This is a genomic window from Saccharothrix deserti (assembly GCF_009769385.1).
Classification (GTDB): Bacteria; Actinomycetota; Actinomycetes; order Mycobacteriales; family Pseudonocardiaceae; genus Actinosynnema; species Actinosynnema deserti.
The window spans coordinates 402,001-420,672 of sequence record NZ_ML775961.1; the positions used below are offsets into that span (position 1 = coordinate 402,001).

The window sequence follows — 18,672 nt, forward strand, 5'->3', positions numbered from 1 at the left end:
CGTCCCGGGCCGGTAACGTCGCCGGCCGTGCGATCACACGACTACGGCCGCGACGTGCTGTCGGGCCGCAAGCGCAAGACGGTGCCCGAGGTGGTGGCCGAGGTCGGGCTGGTGGCGGAGGACCCGGCGTCGGGGTTCTGCGGCGCGGTGGTGCGGTTCGAGCACGGGCAGGTGGTGCTGGAGGACCGTCAGGGCCGGCACCGGCTGTTCCCGCTGCGGCCGGCGGGGTTCCTGGTGGACGGCCGCCCGGTGACGCTGGTGCGGCCCGCGCCCGCCGCCGCCGAACCCGCCCAGATGAAACCGGCGCGGACGGCGTCGGGTTCGGTGAAGGTCGAGGGGCTGCGGGCCCGCACGGCGCGCGACAGCCGGATCTGGGTGGAGGGCCTGCACGACGCCGAACTGGTGGAACGCGTGTGGGGTCACGACCTGCGCGTGGAGGGCGTCGTGGTCGAGCCGTTGGACGGGGTGGACGTGCTGGCCGACCGGATCGACGAGTTCGGCACCGGTCCGGGGCGGCGGCTGGGCGTGCTGGTGGACCACCTGGTGGAGGGCAGCAAGGAGTCGCGGCTGGTGTCCGCGATCCGCGACGACCACGTCCTCGTCACCGGTCACCCGTTCGTGGATGTGTGGCAGGCGGTGAAACCGGCGTCGGTGGGGATCGCGGCGTGGCCGGTGGTGCCGCGTGGCGTGCCGTGGAAGGAAGGGGTGTGCGAGGCGCTGGGCTGGGGCGAGACCTGGGAGGGTTGGCGTCGGGTGCTGGCCGGGGTGTCGGGGTTCCGGGACCTGGAGACGCCGCTGATCGGCGCGGTGGAGCGGTTGATCGACTTCGTGACGGACCCTGCACTCGGGTGAAACGCCCCACCCCGACCCGGCGAGGTGCGAGTATGGACGTGTGGCCGCGCTGATCTGGTTGATCCTCGGTGTCGTCCTGGTGGCGGCCGAGATCCTCTCGGGCGATTTCGTGCTGGTCATGCTGGGCCTGGCGGCCCTGGGCGCGGCGGGTGCGTCGGCGTTGGGCGCGGACGTGGTGGTCAGCGCGATCGTGTTCGGGATCGTGTCGCTGGGGCTGGTGGTGGGCGCGCGGCCCGCGATCAAACGCCGGATGGCGTTGGGCACGGGCCACAAGTCGGGCGTGGAGGCCCTGGTGGGCAGCACGGCGATCGTCGTGTCCACTGTGGACGGCCACGGCGGTAGGGTGCGGATCGGTGGCGAGGTGTGGTCGGCGCGGTCGTTGGACCGCGAGGTGATCGAGCCCGGCGCCGAAGTCACTGTTGTCGAGATCTCGGGCGCGACCGCAGTGGTGCTGTCCGGGGCCTGAGTGGAGGCTGGAGAGTTGACCACCACGCTGATCGTCATCGCGGTCCTGGTGCTGTTCGTGCTGGTAGTCATGGTGAAGTCGGTGCTGGTCATCCCGCAGGCCACGGCCGCGGTGATCGAGCGGCTGGGCCGCTACCGCACCACCGCCGCGCCCGGGTTGAACATCCTGGTGCCGTTCTTCGACCGGGTGCGTGCCCGGATCGACCTGCGCGAGCAGGTGGTGTCGTTCCCGCCGCAGCCGGTGATCACGCAGGACAACCTGACGGTGTCGATCGACACCGTCGTGTACTTCCAGGTGACCGATCCGCGTGCCGCGGTGTACGAGATCTCGAACTACATCGTGGGTGTGGAGCAGTTGGCGACCACGACGCTGCGCAACCTGGTCGGCGGGATGAGCCTGGAGGAGACGCTCACGTCGCGTGACCAGATCAACAACCAGTTGCGCGGTGTGCTGGACGAGGCGACCGGGCGGTGGGGCATCCGGGTGGCGCGGGTGGAGTTGAAGGCGATCGACCCGCCGCCGTCGATCCAGGACTCGATGGAGAAGCAGATGCGCGCGGACCGGGAGAAGCGCGCGATGATCCTCAACGCCGAGGGCCAGCGGGAGTCGGCGATCAAGACCGCGGAGGGCCAGAAGCAGGGCCAGATCCTGCAGGCCGAGGGCGCCAAGCAGGCGGCGATCCTGGCGGCGGAGGCGGAGCGGCAGTCGCGGATCCTGCGGGCGCAGGGCGAGCGGGCGGCCCGCTACCTGCAGGCGCAGGGTCAGGCGAAGGCGATCGAGAAGGTGTTCGCGGCGATCAAGGCGGGCAAGCCGACGCCGGAGGTGCTGGCCTACCAGTACCTGCAGACGTTGCCGCAGATGGCGCAGGGCGACGCGAACAAGGTGTGGCTGGTGCCGTCGGACTACGGCAAGGCGTTGGAGGGGTTCGCGCGGATGCTGGGCGCGCCGGGTGAGGACGGGGTGTTCCGCTACGAGCCCCCTGCCTACGAGGAGCCGACGACGTCCGCGCCGGAGGAGGACGACCCGGCGGTGGCGGACTGGTTCGACACGGCGCCGGACCCGGCGGTGGCCGAGGCGGTGCGGGCGGCGGAGGCGGTGGCGCGCAAGGAGGTGCCCGGTCCGCTGGAGCACAGCCCGTTGGCGTCCGGTCCGTCGGTGCGTGAGGTGGAGTCCGGGGAGACGGCCGGGGAGACGGAGCCGCCGCGCTCGCTGAACGAGTGATCTTGGTCGCGGTTTCGGGGGCGTCGGCGTGATCGCCGGCGCCCTTCGGCGTGTTCACGGTGGTTGATCACGTGACGGGTGTCCGGGTGGCGCGTCGCCGGGTGGGTCGGTGTGCGGTTGGATGTCGCGGTGGACGTTCTGACCGGTCGTGCGGCGGCCGCACTGGCCCGGGTCGACGTCCCGTGGTCGGTGCGGTTCGACGAGTTGGCGTCGGTGTTGGCGGATCTGTCGGCCCTCGTGCGGAGCGGTCCGGGTGGCCGGGTGGTGGCGCAGGAGCTGGCCGAGGTGCTGGTGGCGGCCGCGCCGGGTGTGGGGCACCGTGCGGCGTTGGCCGGGTTGGTGGACCGGGTGTTGGACCTGCACGCGGTGGCGTGCCTGGCGGAGCCGCCGGACGGGCGGGAGTTGGCGGCGTGGCTGCTGAAGTTGCAGACGGGGTTCGTCGAGCCGCCGGAGGTGCGGTTGGCGCCGTACGCGTCGTCGTTGGGTGAGGACGGGTTGGCGTTCTACCGGGCGGAGGCGGTGGCGCGGTTCGAGCGGCTGCCGGTGATCGGGTTCGGCCGGACCGGGCGTTACGACCGGGAGCGGTGGGCGTTGCTGCGGGTGATGGAGGAGTTGGCCGAGTTCACCGGTGACGTGGACCTGCAGGTGTTGGTGCTGGCCAGGGACCTGTCGTCGGGGTGGCACTACCTGCAGGTGGCGACGGTGCTGCGGGACGCTGGCCGGTCGGAGGAGGCGCTGGAGTGGGTGGGGCGCGGTCTGGCGGCGACGGGTGGGCGTGGCGCGGCGACCCGGTTGGTGGACCTGGGTGTGGACGAGTGCCTGCGTGCGGGGTGGGTGGAGCGGGCGGTGGAGTTGCGGCGGCGGGCGTTCCTGGCGCACCCGGCGTTGGAGACGTACACGCGGTTGCGGGCCGTGGCGGCCGGGGTGGGCGTGTGGCCGTCGGTGCGGGCGGACGTGCTGGCGCAGTTGGGCGAGGGCTCGGACGAGGTGTTGCGGCAGGTGGTGGAGGCCGAGTTGGGCGCGGTGTCGGGCGGGTCGGTGCCGGAGTGGTTGCAGCGGCTGCGCGCGGAGTTGGCGCGTCGGGAGCGGTAGGCGCGGGGCGGGACGCTCGGGCCGACAGCAGCGAGGTCGGCAGCACTCGAGCGAGGGCGACCCGCACTCGTGCAGGCGGCGCAGCCTGTCTTCCTCGACGTCGTCGGGGATCAACGGCCGGATCTCCGCCAGCACGCCGTCCCGCGCTCTCCCTGACGAACCGATGTCGCGTCGTGAACTGGCCGAGGCGGTCAACGCCTGGCTGTGGGAGACCACCGGGAAGCGGTACAGCCTCGATGCGCACGGGATCGCGCGGTACGAACGCGGAGCCGTGCGCTGGCCAGGTGCCCATTACCGAACCGGGCTGCGGCACGTGCTCGGCGCGCAACGTCACCGGTCGAACTCGTCCGCCAACCCGTGGTCACCTCGTGGCGGTTGTTCGGCATCGAGCGCTTGGCCGCGCGGGAGCGCATCGAGTGGAGGCCCGTTACGGGCTGCTCAAACGTGCCGCCGAGGCCAACGGGTCGACCGTGGAGGGCCTGGGCGCGGGCGGGGAGTCGTGACCCTGCCGGTGCCGGTCGACGTGGCCGGGCTGGTCGTCCGCGTGCTCCGGCCGCAGCTCGCCGCCCGCCCGGAACCGGTCGTGTCCGGCATCCGGGTGTCCACCCGGGTCGGGCACGGCCGCGATGGTGGTCCGCCGTCGTTGCCGTGGCTGCTGGTCGCGGAGGACGGTCACACCTGGCGGTGGCCGGCTGTTCAGCGTGTGGTGGTCCGGCTGACCTGTTGGCACCGCTCCGAGCACGCCGCGAAGGCCGCGGTGGGCCTGGCGCTGGCGCTGCTGTGCGCCCCGAACCCCGCACCGGGCGTGATCTCGGCAGCCCCGGTCACCGGCCCACTCGGCGGGCTGGACCCGCACACCGACCAACCGCTGGCCACCGCCGCAGCCGCGGTGCGTGCCCGCACACCCACCCGTCCCTGACGGGCACACGCTTCACCCCACCCGTTCCGGGAAGGCGACTATAAGCACGCCAGCACTCATCGACGACCGGAACTCCGCCTGGCGTAAAGGAAACCGCACCTGTGATCCGTGCCCTGCTGCATCCGCCCACGTCTTCGGCATGTTGTGCCGTACCCGGGAGGTGGCCTCCTGGACTTCTCGTTCCTGCTCAGCCTCGGCGTGGCCGGGGCGCTGGTGGTCGTGGACTACCTGCTCTCGGTGGACCACCGGCTCATGACCGCCAACCGGTCCGACCGCGCCGAGTACCCGGCGGCGTTGGCCGCCCGTGAGACGGCGCACGCCGCCGAGCTGGCGGCGGCCCACGCTGGGGGTTCGACTCTCGGGGTCAGGTGTAGGCGGGTGGGCGGCGGTCGGTCCAGGGGCGGGCGCGTTCGAGTTGGCCGGCGGCGGTGAGGACGGTGCGTTCGTCGCCGGTGGGGCCGACGAGTTGCACGGCCAGGGGCAGGCCGGTGCGGGTGTGGCCGGCGGGGACGGCGGCGGCGGGGTTGCCGGTGACGTTCCACAGGTGCAGGAACGTGGTCATGCGGTCGGCGGCGAGCAGTGCGGCGATCGTGGGTCGGCGGTCCCATTCGCCGATGCGCAGGGGTGGGCGGGTGAGCGCGGGGGTGAGCAGCAGGTCGTGGTCGCCGAAGATCCGGTTGGCGTGTTCGGTGAGTTTCGCGGTCTGGGCGAGGGCGGCGCGCACGACCGGTGCGGGCAGGGAGCGGCCGAGGGCGGCGACGGCGCGGGTGCGGGCGTCGAGCCGGTCGGGTCGGTCGAGTTCGTGTTCGGTGGTGGCGGCGCTGGTGAGGTAGCGGACGGCGAACCCGACGGGTCCGGTGAGGTCGTGCTGCTCGGGGTCGACGCGGGTGACGTCGTGGCCGAGGTCGACGAGCAGCCCGGCGGTGTCGAGGACGGCGTCGCGGACCTCGGGGTCGACGGGGATGCCGGGGCCCCAGGGGCGCAGGGACACGGCGATGCGCAGTGACCGGGTGTCGGTGACGGCGGTGGTGTGGTCGGTCCCGGGTGCGAGGACGTCGAGGAGCAGGGCGGCGTCGGCGACGTGGCGGGTGATGGGTCCGGCGGCGACGAGGCCGTTCCAGACGTCGCGGTCGGGGTCGAGCGGGACGCGGTCGCGTTGCGGTTTGAGGCCGAACAGGCCCGTGCACGCCGCGGGGATGCGGATGGAGCCCGCGCCGTCGGTGCCGATGGCGGCGCCGACGAGACCGGCGGCGACGGCGGCGGCCGATCCCCCGCTGGACCCGCCGGGCGAGTGGTCGGGTGACCAGGGGTTGCGGGTGGCGCCGGCCCAGGTGGACTCGGTGTAGGGCCACAGGCCGAGTTCGGGCATGCGGGTGCGGCCGACGATGACGGCTCCGGCGTCGCGCAGGCGGCGGACGATCCCGGAGTCGGCGGGCGCGGTGGTGTCGACGGCGGCGGTGCCCTTGGTGGTGGGCAGTCCGGCGATGGCGAGGTCTTCCTTGACCGCGACGGGCACGCCGAGCAGGGGCGCGTCCTCGCCGCGGGCGCGGCGGGCGTCGGCGTGGTCGGCGTCGGCGAGGGCACGGTCGGTGAAGACGAGCCGGAACGCGTTGAGGCCGCGGTCGTAGCGGTCGATGCGGCGCAGGCATTCGGCGACGAGGTCGCGTGAGGTGAGCGCGCCGGATCGCAGCAGCCATGTCCGGACTCTATGGCAGGACCGGGTCGGCCGAGCCCCTGGCGCGCACGGAGATCGGCGGTACCGGGGTGTCGGGGTCAGGCTCGGGCGGGCGGGTTCGGGGTGATCGGGTCGTGGTGGCGGAGGCGACGCCGGTGCACCCCGCGCAGGACCAGCAGTCCGATCAGCAGGAGCGGCCACGGGAACGGCAGGGGTGAGGCGATCCAGGCGACGGTGAGCAGCAGCAGGACCACGGGCAGCAGCCGTGGTCGCCGGCGTTCGGGTGCGGCCGGTGGTGGTGGCGGGGCGGGCAGGTCGGCGGTGAGTGCGGCGAGGTCGTGGTGGTGGACGGCGGTGTAGGCGGCGGCGATGCGTTCGTCGGCTTCGGCGAGGGTGAGGCGGCCTTCGCCCACGGCGTCGCGCAGCCGGGTGGCGGTGTGCTCGCGGTCGGTGTCGGAGGCGCGCAGCGGGAGGCCCGGCTGTGGGGTCCGGGTTTGCGGGGTCCGGGTTTGGGGGGTGTGGGTGTGCGGGGTGTCCATGTGTCCGATGCTCCGCTCGGGCGCGTGTCGCGGCGTCGGTCGGGAAGCGGTGACTGGAGTTACGTCCGTCGACGTACGTGTGCGGGCATGATCGGGGGTATGTCCTCGTGGCTGGTGCCGTTGGCGGTGGCGTTGGTCGTCGTCTGGGTGGTCGTGCGTCATGTGCGCGCGTCCCACTCGGCGACGTTGCTCGACGAGCACGCGCGGCGGCGGGTGGGGCCGGAGGCGGTGCCCGCCCCGGTGTCGGTGTGGCGGGAGGCCAACCGGTTGTTCCGGGCGGGCGAGGAGGAGGGGTTGTTGCTGTTGGCCGAGATCGGCCGGCAGGCGCCCCGGCGGCGGCAGGCGGTGGTGGACACGTGGCTGGCGGCGTTGCGGGGCGGGGTGAGCCTGGGGTTGGACGCGCCGTGGCGGACGGCGGTGGAGCGGGAGCTGGTGTCGCACCTGCGGCCGGGTGAGGATTTCTGGCCGGGCATGAACGTGGTCGCGCCGGGGGCGATCCTGGTGGATTTCGACCTGTCGGGCTGCCGGGTGAACCAGGTCAACCTGACGGGCGCGGTGTTCCTGGGTGATGCCCGGTTCGAGGCGATGACGGTGACGGGTGACGCGGACTTCGCGGGCGCGCGGTTCCTGCGGCACGCGGTGTTCACGGACGCGTTGTTCGCGCGGTCGGCGTCGTTCGGGTCGGCGGTGTTCACGGGGAACGTGTCGTTGCGGTCGGCGCAGGTGGCGGACCAGTTGGTGTTCGCGCGGGCGAAGGTGTCGGGTCGGGCGGACCTGCGGCGGGCCGAGGTGTCGGGTCGGGCGGATTTCCGGCACGTGCGGTTCGGCGGGCGGGCGTTGTTCGGTGACGTGGTGTTCCACCAGGACGCGTGGTTCCGGCACGCCTGGTTCCGGGGGCGCACGGATGTGGGGTCGGCGTTGATCGGTGAGGCGGCGGAGTTCGGCAACGCCCGCTTCGGCCGCCGCGTCATGCAGTGAGGGCGCGGTCCGGGGTTGCGGGTGGTGGAGAGTCGACGCGGTTGGTGCCGTCGTCGCGGCCCCGGCGGGCGGGGTCAGGCGGTGCGGGTGCGGTGGTCGGCGACGTGGACGCGGTTGGCGCAGCGGGTGGTGCAGAAGCGGCGGCGGCCGTTGCGGGAGGTGTCGACGTAGACGGTGTGGCAGCCGGGGCGGGAGCAGCGGCCGAGGCGTCCGGGGTCTTCGCAGACGGTGTGGGCGAGGCCGGCGGCGGTGAACGCGCGGACGCGGTGGGGTGTGGGTGCGTGTTCGGGGGCGAAGTGCAGGTGGGGTGTGCGGCCGTCGTGGGTGGAGATGTAGGGCTTGGCGGCGGCTTCGGCGAGCAGGTCGTTGACCAGGGCGACCTGGTCGGGTGTGCCGTCGAAGACGGGTGAGAGGCGGGCGGCCCAGTCGGTGAGTTGGCGGGCCTGGTCGGCGTCGAGGGTGCCGACCGGTTTGTAGCCGTGCTCGCGCAGCAGGTCGAGCAGGTCGTCGGCGCTGCTGTCGGGGTCGGCGTTGACCAGGGCGGCGGCGAGTTGCGCGGCCGCGCCGCCGTAAGGGTTGAAATGCACTGAACCATGACATCACGCTGGTGGGGTGAACACCAGATGCCCTTGTTGCGGGTGGCCCAGCGCCGAGCACGTCTACCCGGTCTCGTCGCACCGTTCGGTGGACTACGTGCGCTGTGTGTGCGGGGTGTGGCTGGTGGTGGAGGCGGGACGGGTGGTGGCGACCGCGGGACGGCCGCGATCGGCCGGGGTCACGTCCCCCTGACAGGCCGGCTCGGGTCAGCCGACGGGGACGAGTTGCTCGACGGCGGTGACGACGAGTTCGGTGGCCTGGGTGGGGATCGCGCCGCAGCTGGCGGGGCGGGCGGCCGGGAGGTCGCGGGTGTCGACGGTGACGCGCCAGGCGCGGCCGTCGGTGTGGTGGACGGTGTCGCCGTGGACGGTGAGCACGTCGCGGTGTTCGCCGATGTGGTCGCGGACGGCGAGTTCGGCGGCCTGGCCGTGCGGGGCGTGGGTGGAGCGGCCCCGGCAGCGGTCGGTGACGACGCGTCCGCGGGCGGCGTGGTCGAGCAGCAGGGTGGCGAAGTCGGTGTCGAGGCGGCCGTAGGTGTAGCCGGTGGGCAGCAGCACGCCGGTGGGTGCGAAGCGGTGGCCGCCGGTGTGGGTGCACTCCCAGACGGCGTCGGGGCGGGTGGCCGCGAGGTCTTCGGCGAGGGGGCGGCCGCGCAGGGCGCAGCACACGTCGCGGCGGCTGTTGGTGCACACCAGGAGCAGCGGGTGCGTGACGGGGGTGCCGAAGCCGGTGGAGCGGCCGGCGCCGAGGGCGGCGAAGTCGAGGTCGAGCAGCGCGTCGGGTGCGGCGACGTCGGTCTGTTCGAGCCACGGCCGGCCGGGGGTGGTGGCGGCGAGGTAGACGCGGCGCGGGGTGTCGCGGTGGGTGTCGGCGTGGCGGCCGGGGCGGCGGATGAGCAGGACGCGGACGCCGGTGGCGGCGGCGCGGCGGGCGAGTTCGGCGCCGAGCGCGGGGTCGAGGCGGCTCTGGGTGAGGGCGTCGCGTCCCCAGGGGCCGGGTTGTTCGAGGCAGATCCACGCGGCGGCGGTGGCGGCGGTGCCCGCCTGGGGTTCCTCGAGGTCCGCGGAGATCGCGGCGCAACGCGGCTCGGTCACGGCCTCAGGGTGCCCTGGCAGCGCCATTCGAGTGACACCGGGGGTCGGATTCACGCTTTCGGACGTCCGAGGACTGCTGTGGGTGTGTGTTCGGGGTGGGTGTTCGCGTTGGGTGGACGCGGAATGGCCGCTGGAACCCGAGGGTGGGACGTAGGTTCGGGGTCATGATGATCACGGGTGAGGCGGCAGGGGTGCGGTTCGTGGCGGTGCCGCCGCCGGCGGCGGGTGGGCGGCGGTTGGTGGTGGTGTGGCACCTGGTGGGTGAGCCGGGGACTCCGGAGGCGATGGCCGAGGCGCTGCCGTTGGCGGGGGTGGACGCGTGGCGGGTGTACGCGGCGCTGCCGGCGTGGGGCGAGGGCCCCGACGGATTAGTGGACGGGTACGCGCCGATGGTGGAGTCGGCGGTGGCCGCGATGCCCGAGCTGGTGGAGAAGGCGCGGGCGCAGCTGGGCTGCGACGACGGGCCGGTGGACCTGGTGGGCGGCTCGGCGGGCGGTCACGTGTCGTTGCTGACGGCGGCGCGCGGTGTGGTGGCGGTGCGGCGGGTGGCGGTGGTGAACCCGGCGGTGACCGCCCGGGCGGTGGTGGAGGCCTCGATCGAGATCGGGGCGCTGGACTCCTACACCTGGACCGACGCCTCGCACGCGGCGGCGGAGCCGTTGGACGTGCTCGCGCGTGCGGCGGAGCTGGACGTGCCGCTGCTGGTGGTGCGGGGTGAGCGGGAGTATCCGGCGTTCCGGCCGGTGCAGGCGGCGCTGTGCGCGGCGGTGCCGGGGTCGCGGCTGGTGGAGGTGCCGGGGTTGGCGCACATGCTGGTGCCGCAGCCGGACGCGCCGGATGTGGTGGGCAGGGTGGACGCGGAGGTCGAGGCGTGGCTGGCCTGATCGTCGTGACCGGTGGCAGTCGGGGCATCGGCGCGGCGGTGGTGCGGCGGGTGGCGTCCGACGGGCACCGGGTGGTGATCGGCTACCGCGCCGCGACGGCCGAGGCGGAGGCGTTGGCGCGGGAGGTGGGCGGGGTCGCGGTGCGGGCGGAGGTGTCCGACGAGGCGGACGTGGACGCCCTGTTCGACACCGCCGCCGGACTCGGCCAGGTGACCGGTGTGGTGGTCAACGCCGGTATCACCAGCCCGGTGGGCACGTTGGCGGAGCTGCGGACCGAGGACCTGCGGCGCGTGGTCGAGGTGAACGTGGTGGGCGCGTTGCTGTGCGCGCGGCGGGCGGCACGGGACCTGGTGGCGGGCGGGTCGATCGTGTCGGTGTCGTCCGCGGCGGCCACGCTCGGCTCGCCGGGCGAGTACGTGCACTACGCGGCGAGCAAGGCGGCGGTGGACGCGATGACGGTCGGGCTGGCCAAGGAGCTGGGTCCGCGCGGGATCCGGGTGAACGCGGTCGCGGCGGGCACGGTCCGCACCGCGATCCACGAGCTGTCCGGGGTGCCGGACCGGCCGGAGCGGGTGGCGTCGCGCATCCCGTTGGGCCGGCCCGGCGAGCCGGAGGAGATCGCGGAGGCCGTCGCGTGGCTGTTGGGCGACGGCGCGTCGTTCACGACGGGCGCGGTGCTGCGGGTTGCCGGGGGGCTGTGAGCACCCGCGGCCCGTCCTCGGTGATCGCGACGGTGTGCTCGACGTGGGCGGCGCGGCTGCCGTCGGCGGTGTGCAGGGCCCAGCCGTCCTCGGCGGCGTAGTACGCGTCGTGCCCGCCGGCGTGGAACATGGGCTCGATGGCGATGGCCATGCCGGGCCGCAGGGTCAGGCCGCGGCCGGGTTTGCCCTCGTTGGGCACGCCGGGCGCCTCGTGCATGGCGCGGCCGATGCCGTGGCCGCCGAAGTCGGCGGGCATGCCGTAGCCGGCGGCGCGGCCGATGACGCCGACGGCGTGGGACACGTCGCCGAGTTTCGCGCCGGGCACGGCGGCGGCGATCCCGGCGTCCAGGGCGCGGCGGGCGGTGTCGATGAGCAGCAGGTCGGCGGGGTCCGCCCGGCCGACGACGAAGCTGATGGCGGAGTCGCCGTGCCAGCCGTCGAGGTGGGCGCCGCAGTCGATGCTGACCAGGTCGCCCTCGCGCAGCCGGTAGCCGTCGGGGATGCCGTGCACGATGAGGTCGTTGACCGAGGCGCAGATGACGCCGGGGAACGGGGTCGGCGCGAACGACGGCAGGTAGTGCAGGAACGACGACCTGGCGCCCGCGTCGCGGATGACCTGGTGGGCCACTTCGTCCAGTTCCAGCAGGGAGACCCCGACCCGGGCGTGGTCGCGCACCGCCGCCAGCGCGTCGGCCACCACGACGCCGGCGGCGCGCATGGCGTCCAGCTCGCCGGGGCTCTTCAACTCGATCACCGCATGCTCCCAACCGTGATAGTAATACCGGTATTACTATCACAGCATGGTGCGACAGCCTCTCACCCAGTCCGACCGCGACCGCGGGGAACGCCTCGGCGAACTGCTGCGCCGGGCACGAGGGCAGCGCAGCATGGTCGAGGTCGCCGCGGCGGCCGGGATCTCGGTGGAGACGCTGCGCAAGATCGAGCGCGGCCGGGTGCCCACGCCCGCGTTCTTCACCGTGGCGGCGCTGTGCGAGGCGGTCGGGCTGTCGCTGGACGGGCTGTCCCGGGCGTTGGAGCCGCAGAGGCTGTCGGCCTAGTGGAACCGGGCCCGGCGCAGGAGTTGGTCCGCTCGGTGACGAGCCCGCGGCCGGTGCCGTTGACGCCGGACATCGTGCTGCGCACCGCGGACGACATGATCGCGCTGTGGGAGCGCACGGGCTCGCCGGAGCCGCCGTTCTGGGCGTTCCCGTGGGCGGGCGGTCAGGCCCTGGCCCGGCACGTGCTCGACCACCCGGAGCTGGTCGCGGGCCGCCGGGTGCTGGACATCGCGTCGGGCTCGGGGCTGGTGGCGGTCGCCGCGGCCCGCGCGGGCGGCCTGGTCACGGCCAACGACATCGACCCGGTCGCGACGGCGGCGATCGCCCTCAACGCCCGCGCCAACGACGTCACCGTCGAGGTCACCACCGGCGACCTCCTCGACACCACCCCCGACGTGGACGTGCTGCTCGCGGGTGACGTGTTCTACGACCGGGACATGGCCGCACGGGTGGAGCCGTTCCTGCTGGCCGCCCACCGCCGCGGCACGCTGGTGCTGGTGGGCGACCCGCAGCGGTCGTTCCTGCCGCGGGGCTGGACGCGGGTCGACGCCTTCCCGGTGCCGGTTCCCCCGGACCTGGAAGGCGTCGCGGTGAAGACGACGACCGTGTGGCGCCCCGCTCCCTGAACCACCGGACACCGAACCACCGGACCCTGGGCTACCGGGATCTGGGCTACCGGACCTTGCCGACGAACCCGACCAGGTCGGCGCTGAACAGGTCGGGCGTCTGCAACCCCGGGTAGTGGCCGCCCGTGTCGAACTCCGACCAGTGCACGATGTTCGCGTGGTCGCGCTGCGCGAAGCGGCGGATCGACTGGAAGTCGTCCCGGAACACCACCACCCCCAACGGCGCCGTCGTCGGCCCCTCCGGCTGGTCGGCGTGGGCGTTCTCCCAGTAGAACCGGGCCGAGGACCCGGCGGTGCCGGTGACCCAGAAGATCGTCGCCACGGTCAGCACGAAATCCCGGTCCAACGCCGCGGCGGTGTCCTCGGGCATGTCCTCGCCCCACAGCAGCTGCAACACCCACGCCAGCTGCCCCACCGGCGAGTCGGTCAACGCGTAGGCCAACTGCTGCGGACGCGTCGACTGCAGCTTGTCGTAGCCCGACATCTCCTCCCAGAAGCGCCCCAGCACACCCAGCCGCCGCTGCTCGTCCTCGGTCAGGTCCGCCATCTCGGCGGGATCGCCGGACGGGAACGAGAACGCCTGCGTCACGTACACACCGGCGACGTGGTCGGGGTCGACGCGGCCGACGACGGGGGAGACCAGCGACCCGCCGTCGTTGCCCGCCGCGACGTACCGGTCGTAGCCCAGGCGGCGCATCAGCTCCGCCCACGCCCGCGCCGTGCGGTCCAGGTCCCAGCCGCCGGTCGCGGTCGGACCGGAGAACGCGAACCCCGGCAGCGACGGGATCACCAGGTGCACCCCGGCGCCGGTCAGGTGCCCGATCACCGGCAGCCACTCCACGAACGTGCCCGGCCAGCCGTGCGTCAGCAGCACCGGGAACGCGTCCGGCGCGTCCGAGCGGATGTGCAGGAAGTGCACGGTCTGCCCGTCGATGTCGGTGGTGAACTGCGGCAGCTCGTTGATCCGCCGCTCCACCGCCCGCCAGTCGAACGACTCGCGCCAATACCGGGCCAGCTCCCGCACCACCGGCACCGGCGTGCCCTGCGACCACCCGACACCCGCCGGCTGGTCGGGCCACCGCGCCGCGTCCAGCCGCGCGTCCAGGTCGTCCAACCCGGACTGCGGCACGTCGATGCGGAAGGGCCGGATCTCGCTGTTGTTCGTCATGGACACCACGCTAGAAGCCCTTGCGGCCAGGTTCTGGCCTGAACGACTGCCAGACTGCACGACGTGCTGGAAACCTCCGCGAGACTGCTGCGCCTGCTGTCGCTGTTGCAGACCCGCCGCGACTGGCCGGGCCCCGAACTGGCCGAACGCCTCGACGTCAGCCCGCGCACCGTCCGCCGCGACGTCGACCGGCTGCGCGAACTCGGGTACCCGGTGCACGCCACGACCGGCACGTTCGGCGGCTACCGCCTGGGCGCGGGCGCCGCCCTGCCACCGCTGCTGCTCGACGACGAGGAGGCCGTCGCCGTCGCCGTGGGCCTGCGCACGGCGAGCACCGGCACCGTCGCCGGCATCGAGGAGACGTCCCTGCGGGCACTGGCCAAGCTCGAACAGGTGCTGCCGTCACGGCTGCGGCACCGGGTCAACACCCTGCAGACCTACACCGTGCCCGTGCCCCGCGACACCCCCGCCGCCACCGTCGACCCGGCCGTGCTCACCACGTTGGCGACGGCGTGCCGCGACCGGGAACGACTGCGGTTCGACTACCACGACCACCACGGCGCCACCTCCGCCCGCGCCGTCGAACCGCACCGCGTGGTGACGTGGGGGAGACGCTGGTACCTCGTCGCGTTCGACGTCGACCGACAGGACTGGCGCACCTTCCGCGTCGACCGCCTCACCCCCAAGACCCCGACCGGCCCCCGCTTCACCCCGCGCGACCTGCCCGACGGCGACGCCGCCGCCTACGTCGCCCGCACCGCGTCCGCCGCCGCCTGGCGCCACCACGCCGAAGTCGTCGTGCACGCGCCCGCCGACACCGTCGCCGCCCGCGTCAACCCCGCCGTCGGCACCGTCGAACCCCTCAGCGACACCACCTGCCTGCTGCGCACCGGCGCCGACGACCTCACCACCCTCGCCGTGCACCTCGGGATGCTCGACGCCGACTTCGACGTCACCTCCCCACCCGAACTCCTCGAACACCTGCGCGCCCTGGCCACCCGCTACGGCCGCGCCACACCCACCGCCTAGAGTCGGTGATCATGCGCGAGATGCGGGACCTCGCCCGCGACACCTGGCCGACCGGCCGCTGGCACCCCGGCGGACTGGCGTGGAGCCTGCACCAGCACGCCCGCACCGACTGGCCCATCCGGGTGTGGGACGACCACGCGTGGGGCTGGCTGCCCGCCCCCGGCGTCCTCGAATGGCAGGTCCACCCCGACCACCCCGACCTGGCCGACGAAGTGCTCGACTGGGCCGACACCGTCACGACGTTGACCGACGTCGTCGCGTGGTCCGACGAACCCCACCAACTCGACGCCCTGACCCGCCGCGGCTACCGGCCCGTCGACGGCCCGTTCTTCATCCGCCTGGCCCACGCCCTCGACACACCCCCGCCCGACCCGGCACCGCCCGCCAGCTACCGGACCGGACACGTCACCGACGACCTCGTGCCCGCCCGCGTCGAAGCCCACCGCGCCGCCTGGCACCCCTCCCGCGTCACCGAACACAGCTACCGCGTCGTCCGCGCCGCCGAGCCCTACCGCGACGACCTCGACCGGATCGTCCTCACCGCGGACCGCACGGTCGCCGCCTACTGCCTGGCCTGGCTGGACGGCGGTGTGGGGGAGTTCGAACCCGTCGGAACCCACCCCGACCACCGCCGCCTCGGCCTGGCCCGCACCGCGTCCCTCGACGCCCTGCACCGGCTACGAGACCTCGGCGCGCACACCGCGATCGTGCACGCCCGCGGCGACGACGCCTACCCCGTGCCCTTCCGCCTCTACCGGTCCGTCGGCTTCACCCCGACCGGACAGCGCACCGTCACCTACCGGCGATAGGCGAACTTGTCCGTCGCGGCGAGCACCGCCTCGGACATCCCCGGGTCCGACGCCGCGTGCGACGCGCCCTGCACCACGACCAACTCCGCGTCCGGCCACGCCCGGTCCAGCTCCCACGCCGTCCACAACGGACCCTGCAGGTCCAGCCGGCCGTGCACCAGGATCCCCGGGATCCCGTGCAACCGCCCGACGTCCCGCAACACCCGACCGTCCTCCAACCACACCTTGTGCCGGAAGAAGTGCGCCGTGAGCCGGGCGAACGCCATCCGCCACGCCGGATCCGCCATCCTCGGCCCCGGCTCGTGATCCGGGTCCAACGACACGATCGACGACTCCCAGTCCGTCCAGTCCGTCGCCGCCTTCACCCGCACCGCCGGATCCGGGTCGTTGAGCAGCACGTCGTAGGCCGCCACCAGATCGGTCGCACCCTCACCCGCGCCCGCCTTGAACCTCGACCACTGCTCCGGGAACAACATGCCCAACCCGTGGTACAGCCAGTCCAACTCGACGTACCGGCTCGTCGTCACCGCCACCAGCACGATCTCCGTCACCCGATGCGGGAACAACTCCGCGTAGTGCAGACCCAACGTCGAACCCCACGACCCCCCGAACACCATCCACCGCTCGACGCCGAGGTGCCCGCGCAACCGCTCGATGTCGGCCACCAGGTGCGCGGTCGTGTTCACCGACAGGTCCGTCGAGTACTCGCTCGCGTGCGGCCGACTGCGACCGCTGCCGCGCTGGTCGAACAACACGATCCGATACGCCTCCGGATCGAACAGGCGACGCATGCCGGGGGAGCAGCCCGTGCCCGGCCCACCGTGCAGACCCACCACCGGCTTCCCGTCCGGGTTGCCGCACGCCTCCCAGTACACGAGATTGCCATCCCCGACGTCCAACATCCCGTGCTCGTACGGCTCGATCTCCGGGTACACGACCCCTCCTCAGGAATGCAACAGTGCTGTTACATTAGAGGAGTGGACCACAAGTCGGCCGACCACTTCCTCGGCACCCGCCTCCGCCACCTGCTCGACCTCCTCGAAGGCGACGTCGCCCGCGTCTACACCGACCTCGGCCTACCGGGCTTCCGCTCCCGCTACACCCCGGTCATCAGCCTCGTCAACACCGGGGGACCGCAGTCCATCCGCGACCTCGCCGCCACCATCGGCGTCACCCACTCCGCCGTCAGCCAGACCGTCAGCCAGATGCGCCGCGACGGCCTCGTCGAACTAGAACCCGGCGACGACGCCCGCCAACGGATCGTCCACCTCACCGACCACGCCCTCGCCATCCTCCCCATCCTCGACGCCGAATGGCAGGCCACCACCGCCGCCACCCGCGACCTCGACGCCGAACTGCCCTACCCCCTCACCGACCTCGTCGACGCCGCCCTGCGAGCACTGGGGGAGCGCCCCCTGCGCGACCGCATCCACGACCGCATGTAAGACCGGGCAGCACACCGGGGGAGCCTCACGGCGAGCCGTACCGCGCCACCAACTCCGCACCCAACCGCGCCAACTCCGCCCGCACCCCGTCCGACTCCACCACCTCCACCAACCCACCCCACCCCGCCAACACCTGCGCGATCATCAGGGGACCAGGAGCCGACAACCGCAACCGCACCCGGCCCTCCACCTCACCCAACACCTCACAATGCCGCCCGAACTGATCCCGCAACACGAACACGTACCGCGGCTCGACCGACACCACCGCCGACACCGTCGACCGCCGCCGCTCCACCTCCGACACCACCCGGTCCCACGCCGACGACAAGTCGAAATCCGCCGGCCGCACGAACACCTCGTCCGTCACCCGCGCCGACACCACCCGATCCACCCGGAACGTCCGCTCACCCGCACCCGTGCCCGCCACGAGGTACCAGACCTCGTCCTTGTCCACCAACCCCCACGGCTCCACCACCCGCTCCGACCGCACCCGCCCACGCCCCTCGTACACCAACCCCACCCGACGCCGCCCCACCACCGCCTCCTGCAACACCTCCACCAAACCCGGCCGCCCCCGACCCACCTGACCCCACCGCGCCACATCGACCACCACCGCGTCCGCCGCCGCCAGCGCCCCCTCCCGGAACGTCTCCGGCAACGCCCGCACCAACTTCCGCAACGCCGCCCGCACCTCCGGCGACCCCGCCGCCGCAGGACCCACCAACAGGAACAACGCCCGCGCCTCCGACGAGGTCAACCCACTCAGATCCGTCCGCGCACGCCCCACCAACCGCCAACCACCACCACGCCCCGGCTGCGGGTACACCGGCACACCCGCCGCCGACAACGCCTCCAGGTCCCGACGCGCCGTCGCCACCGACACCTCGAGCTCCGCGGCCAACTCCGCCGCCGTCACCCGCCCCCGCGCCTGCATCAACAGCAGGGTGGCCACCAACCGGTCCGCACGCATGGCCCCAGTCTCGCCGGAAAAGTGCTCACTCCGTGAGCACTTTGACCGCCAGGCTGGCCCCGAGCGAGAACACGACCGGAAGAAGGACCACCATGCTCCGCGGACTCACCACCACCAGCTTCTTCGCCGACGACCTCGACGCCGCAGCCGCCTGGTACACCGAACTGTTCGGCATCGAGCCCTACTTCACGGTCCCCGGCGGCTACATCGAATTCCGCATCGGCGACTACCAACACGAATTCGGCATCGTCAAGAGCGACTACGCACCGCACGACGTCCACACCGGCCCCGCCGGAGCGATCGCCTACTGGGCCGTCGACGACCTCCACGCCACCCTCGACCGCCTCACCGAACTCGGCGCCAAACCCCACGAAGAACCGAAGGTACGGGGCGAAGGCTTCGTCACCGCCAGCGTCGTCGACCCCTTCGGCAACATCCTGGGCATCATGACCAACACCCACTACCACGCCGTCCTCGACGCCATGACCACACCCCGCACCTAGGGGCTGCATCGGTTCCGAAAACCCCGGTACAGTCCGCTCCTCCCCA

23 protein-coding genes are annotated in these 18,672 nt (G+C 73.1%); 15 read left to right on the plus strand and 8 right to left on the minus strand.

Features of this window, described 5'->3' with window-relative positions; all coding sequences use genetic code 11:
- Positions 1–27 precede the first annotated feature (27 nt).
- The 6 genes from FM051_RS06620 to FM051_RS06640 all read left to right on the plus strand — a co-directional run bounded on the left by FM051_RS06620 (position 28) and on the right by FM051_RS06640 (position 4,550).
- Positions 28–852, plus strand: a complete 825-nt coding sequence (locus FM051_RS06620; RefSeq protein WP_158841686.1) for a DUF3097 domain-containing protein — start codon at positions 28–30, stop codon at positions 850–852.
- 40 nt (positions 853–892) lie between these two features.
- Positions 893–1,318, plus strand: a complete 426-nt coding sequence (locus tag FM051_RS06625; RefSeq protein ID WP_238412179.1) for an NfeD family protein — start codon at positions 893–895, stop codon at positions 1,316–1,318.
- Between the two features lie 69 nt (positions 1,319–1,387).
- Entirely contained in the window at positions 1,388–2,539 is a 1,152-nt protein-coding gene (locus FM051_RS06630) for an SPFH domain-containing protein (protein WP_158841898.1), read from the plus strand.
- A gap of 78 nt (positions 2,540–2,617) precedes the next feature.
- Positions 2,618–3,631 (plus strand): hypothetical protein, encoded by a 1,014-nt coding sequence (locus FM051_RS06635; protein WP_202918706.1) that lies wholly within the window; start codon positions 2,618–2,620, stop codon positions 3,629–3,631.
- Between the two features lie 368 nt (positions 3,632–3,999).
- Positions 4,000–4,134 (plus strand): hypothetical protein, encoded by a 135-nt coding sequence (locus FM051_RS53035; RefSeq protein ID WP_274383491.1) that lies wholly within the window; start codon positions 4,000–4,002, stop codon positions 4,132–4,134.
- Positions 4,131–4,550 (plus strand): hypothetical protein, encoded by a 420-nt coding sequence (locus tag FM051_RS06640; protein ID WP_158841687.1) that lies wholly within the window; start codon positions 4,131–4,133, stop codon positions 4,548–4,550. Before FM051_RS53035 ends, FM051_RS06640 begins: the two co-directional genes overlap by 4 nt.
- 364 nt (positions 4,551–4,914) lie before the next feature.
- Here FM051_RS06640 and FM051_RS06645 read toward each other — a convergent pair whose 3' ends face one another.
- A complete protein-coding gene (locus tag FM051_RS06645; protein ID WP_158841900.1) occupies positions 4,915–6,243 on the minus strand; it encodes an amidase family protein in 1,329 nt (442 codons plus the stop codon).
- An 80-nt stretch (positions 6,244–6,323) separates the two neighbouring features.
- A complete protein-coding gene (locus FM051_RS06650; protein ID WP_158841689.1) occupies positions 6,324–6,764 on the minus strand; it encodes a DUF1707 SHOCT-like domain-containing protein in 441 nt (146 codons plus the stop codon).
- Between the two features lie 99 nt (positions 6,765–6,863).
- Between FM051_RS06650 and FM051_RS06655 the strand changes: the two genes are divergently transcribed.
- A complete protein-coding gene (locus FM051_RS06655) occupies positions 6,864–7,742 on the plus strand; it encodes a pentapeptide repeat-containing protein (protein ID WP_158841691.1) in 879 nt (292 codons plus the stop codon).
- Positions 7,743–7,816: 74 nt separating this feature from the next.
- Here FM051_RS06655 and FM051_RS06660 read toward each other — a convergent pair whose 3' ends face one another.
- Both FM051_RS06660 and FM051_RS06665 read right to left on the minus strand, forming a co-directional pair.
- Positions 7,817–8,329 (minus strand): CGNR zinc finger domain-containing protein, encoded by a 513-nt coding sequence (locus FM051_RS06660; protein WP_158841693.1) that lies wholly within the window; start codon positions 8,327–8,329, stop codon positions 7,817–7,819.
- A gap of 216 nt (positions 8,330–8,545) precedes the next feature.
- A complete protein-coding gene (locus FM051_RS06665) occupies positions 8,546–9,433 on the minus strand; it encodes a sucrase ferredoxin (RefSeq protein ID WP_238412181.1) in 888 nt (295 codons plus the stop codon).
- Between the two features lie 164 nt (positions 9,434–9,597).
- Between FM051_RS06665 and FM051_RS06670 the strand changes: the two genes are divergently transcribed.
- Both FM051_RS06670 and FM051_RS06675 read left to right on the plus strand, forming a co-directional pair.
- Positions 9,598–10,317: an alpha/beta fold hydrolase gene (locus FM051_RS06670; RefSeq protein ID WP_158841697.1), complete on the plus strand. Its 720-nt coding sequence runs from the start codon at positions 9,598–9,600 to the stop codon at positions 10,315–10,317.
- Positions 10,305–11,018: an SDR family oxidoreductase gene (locus tag FM051_RS06675; RefSeq protein ID WP_158841699.1), complete on the plus strand. Its 714-nt coding sequence runs from the start codon at positions 10,305–10,307 to the stop codon at positions 11,016–11,018. The genes FM051_RS06670 and FM051_RS06675 overlap by 13 nt, the downstream gene beginning before the upstream one ends.
- Here the strand turns inward: FM051_RS06675 and map are convergent.
- Positions 10,978–11,772, minus strand: a complete 795-nt coding sequence (gene map, locus FM051_RS06680) for a type I methionyl aminopeptidase (RefSeq protein ID WP_158841701.1) — start codon at positions 11,770–11,772, stop codon at positions 10,978–10,980. The two genes, FM051_RS06675 and map, sit on opposite strands and share 41 nt — an antisense overlap.
- A 46-nt stretch (positions 11,773–11,818) precedes the next feature.
- Here map and FM051_RS06685 point away from each other — a divergent pair, with 46 nt between their 5' ends.
- Positions 11,819–12,076: a helix-turn-helix domain-containing protein gene (locus FM051_RS06685; protein WP_158841703.1), complete on the plus strand. Its 258-nt coding sequence runs from the start codon at positions 11,819–11,821 to the stop codon at positions 12,074–12,076.
- Positions 12,077–12,111: 35 nt separating this feature from the next.
- Complete coding sequence (locus FM051_RS06690) at positions 12,112–12,702, plus strand: class I SAM-dependent methyltransferase (RefSeq protein ID WP_238412182.1); 591 nt, start codon at positions 12,112–12,114, stop codon at positions 12,700–12,702.
- Positions 12,703–12,748: 46 nt separating this feature from the next.
- Here FM051_RS06690 and FM051_RS06695 read toward each other — a convergent pair whose 3' ends face one another.
- Complete coding sequence (locus tag FM051_RS06695) at positions 12,749–13,870, minus strand: epoxide hydrolase family protein (protein ID WP_158841705.1); 1,122 nt, start codon at positions 13,868–13,870, stop codon at positions 12,749–12,751.
- Between the two features lie 63 nt (positions 13,871–13,933).
- Here FM051_RS06695 and FM051_RS06700 point away from each other — a divergent pair, with 63 nt between their 5' ends.
- The gene (locus tag FM051_RS06700; RefSeq protein WP_158841707.1) at positions 13,934–14,899 is read left to right on the plus strand and encodes a helix-turn-helix transcriptional regulator; all 966 of its coding nucleotides are present in this window, start codon (positions 13,934–13,936) and stop codon (positions 14,897–14,899) included.
- 11 nt (positions 14,900–14,910) lie between these two features.
- On the plus strand, positions 14,911–15,708 hold the full coding sequence (locus tag FM051_RS06705) for a GNAT family N-acetyltransferase (RefSeq protein ID WP_158841709.1): 798 nt from the start codon (positions 14,911–14,913) through the stop codon (positions 15,706–15,708).
- Here the strand turns inward: FM051_RS06705 and pip are convergent.
- Positions 15,696–16,643 (minus strand): prolyl aminopeptidase, encoded by a 948-nt coding sequence (pip, locus tag FM051_RS06710; protein ID WP_202918707.1) that lies wholly within the window; start codon positions 16,641–16,643, stop codon positions 15,696–15,698. The two genes, FM051_RS06705 and pip, sit on opposite strands and share 13 nt — an antisense overlap.
- A 42-nt stretch (positions 16,644–16,685) precedes the next feature.
- Here pip and FM051_RS06715 point away from each other — a divergent pair, with 42 nt between their 5' ends.
- The gene (locus FM051_RS06715; protein WP_238412183.1) at positions 16,686–17,153 is read left to right on the plus strand and encodes a MarR family winged helix-turn-helix transcriptional regulator; all 468 of its coding nucleotides are present in this window, start codon (positions 16,686–16,688) and stop codon (positions 17,151–17,153) included.
- A gap of 25 nt (positions 17,154–17,178) precedes the next feature.
- On the opposite strand, the gene FM051_RS06720 is transcribed toward FM051_RS06715, so the two are convergent.
- The gene (locus tag FM051_RS06720; RefSeq protein ID WP_158841711.1) at positions 17,179–18,123 is read right to left on the minus strand and encodes a helix-turn-helix transcriptional regulator; all 945 of its coding nucleotides are present in this window, start codon (positions 18,121–18,123) and stop codon (positions 17,179–17,181) included.
- A gap of 92 nt (positions 18,124–18,215) precedes the next feature.
- Between FM051_RS06720 and FM051_RS06725 the strand changes: the two genes are divergently transcribed.
- Positions 18,216–18,626 carry a VOC family protein gene (locus tag FM051_RS06725; protein ID WP_158841713.1) on the plus strand — a complete coding sequence of 137 codons (411 nt, stop codon included), beginning with the start codon at positions 18,216–18,218 and terminating at the stop codon, positions 18,624–18,626.
- Positions 18,627–18,672 lie beyond the last annotated feature (46 nt).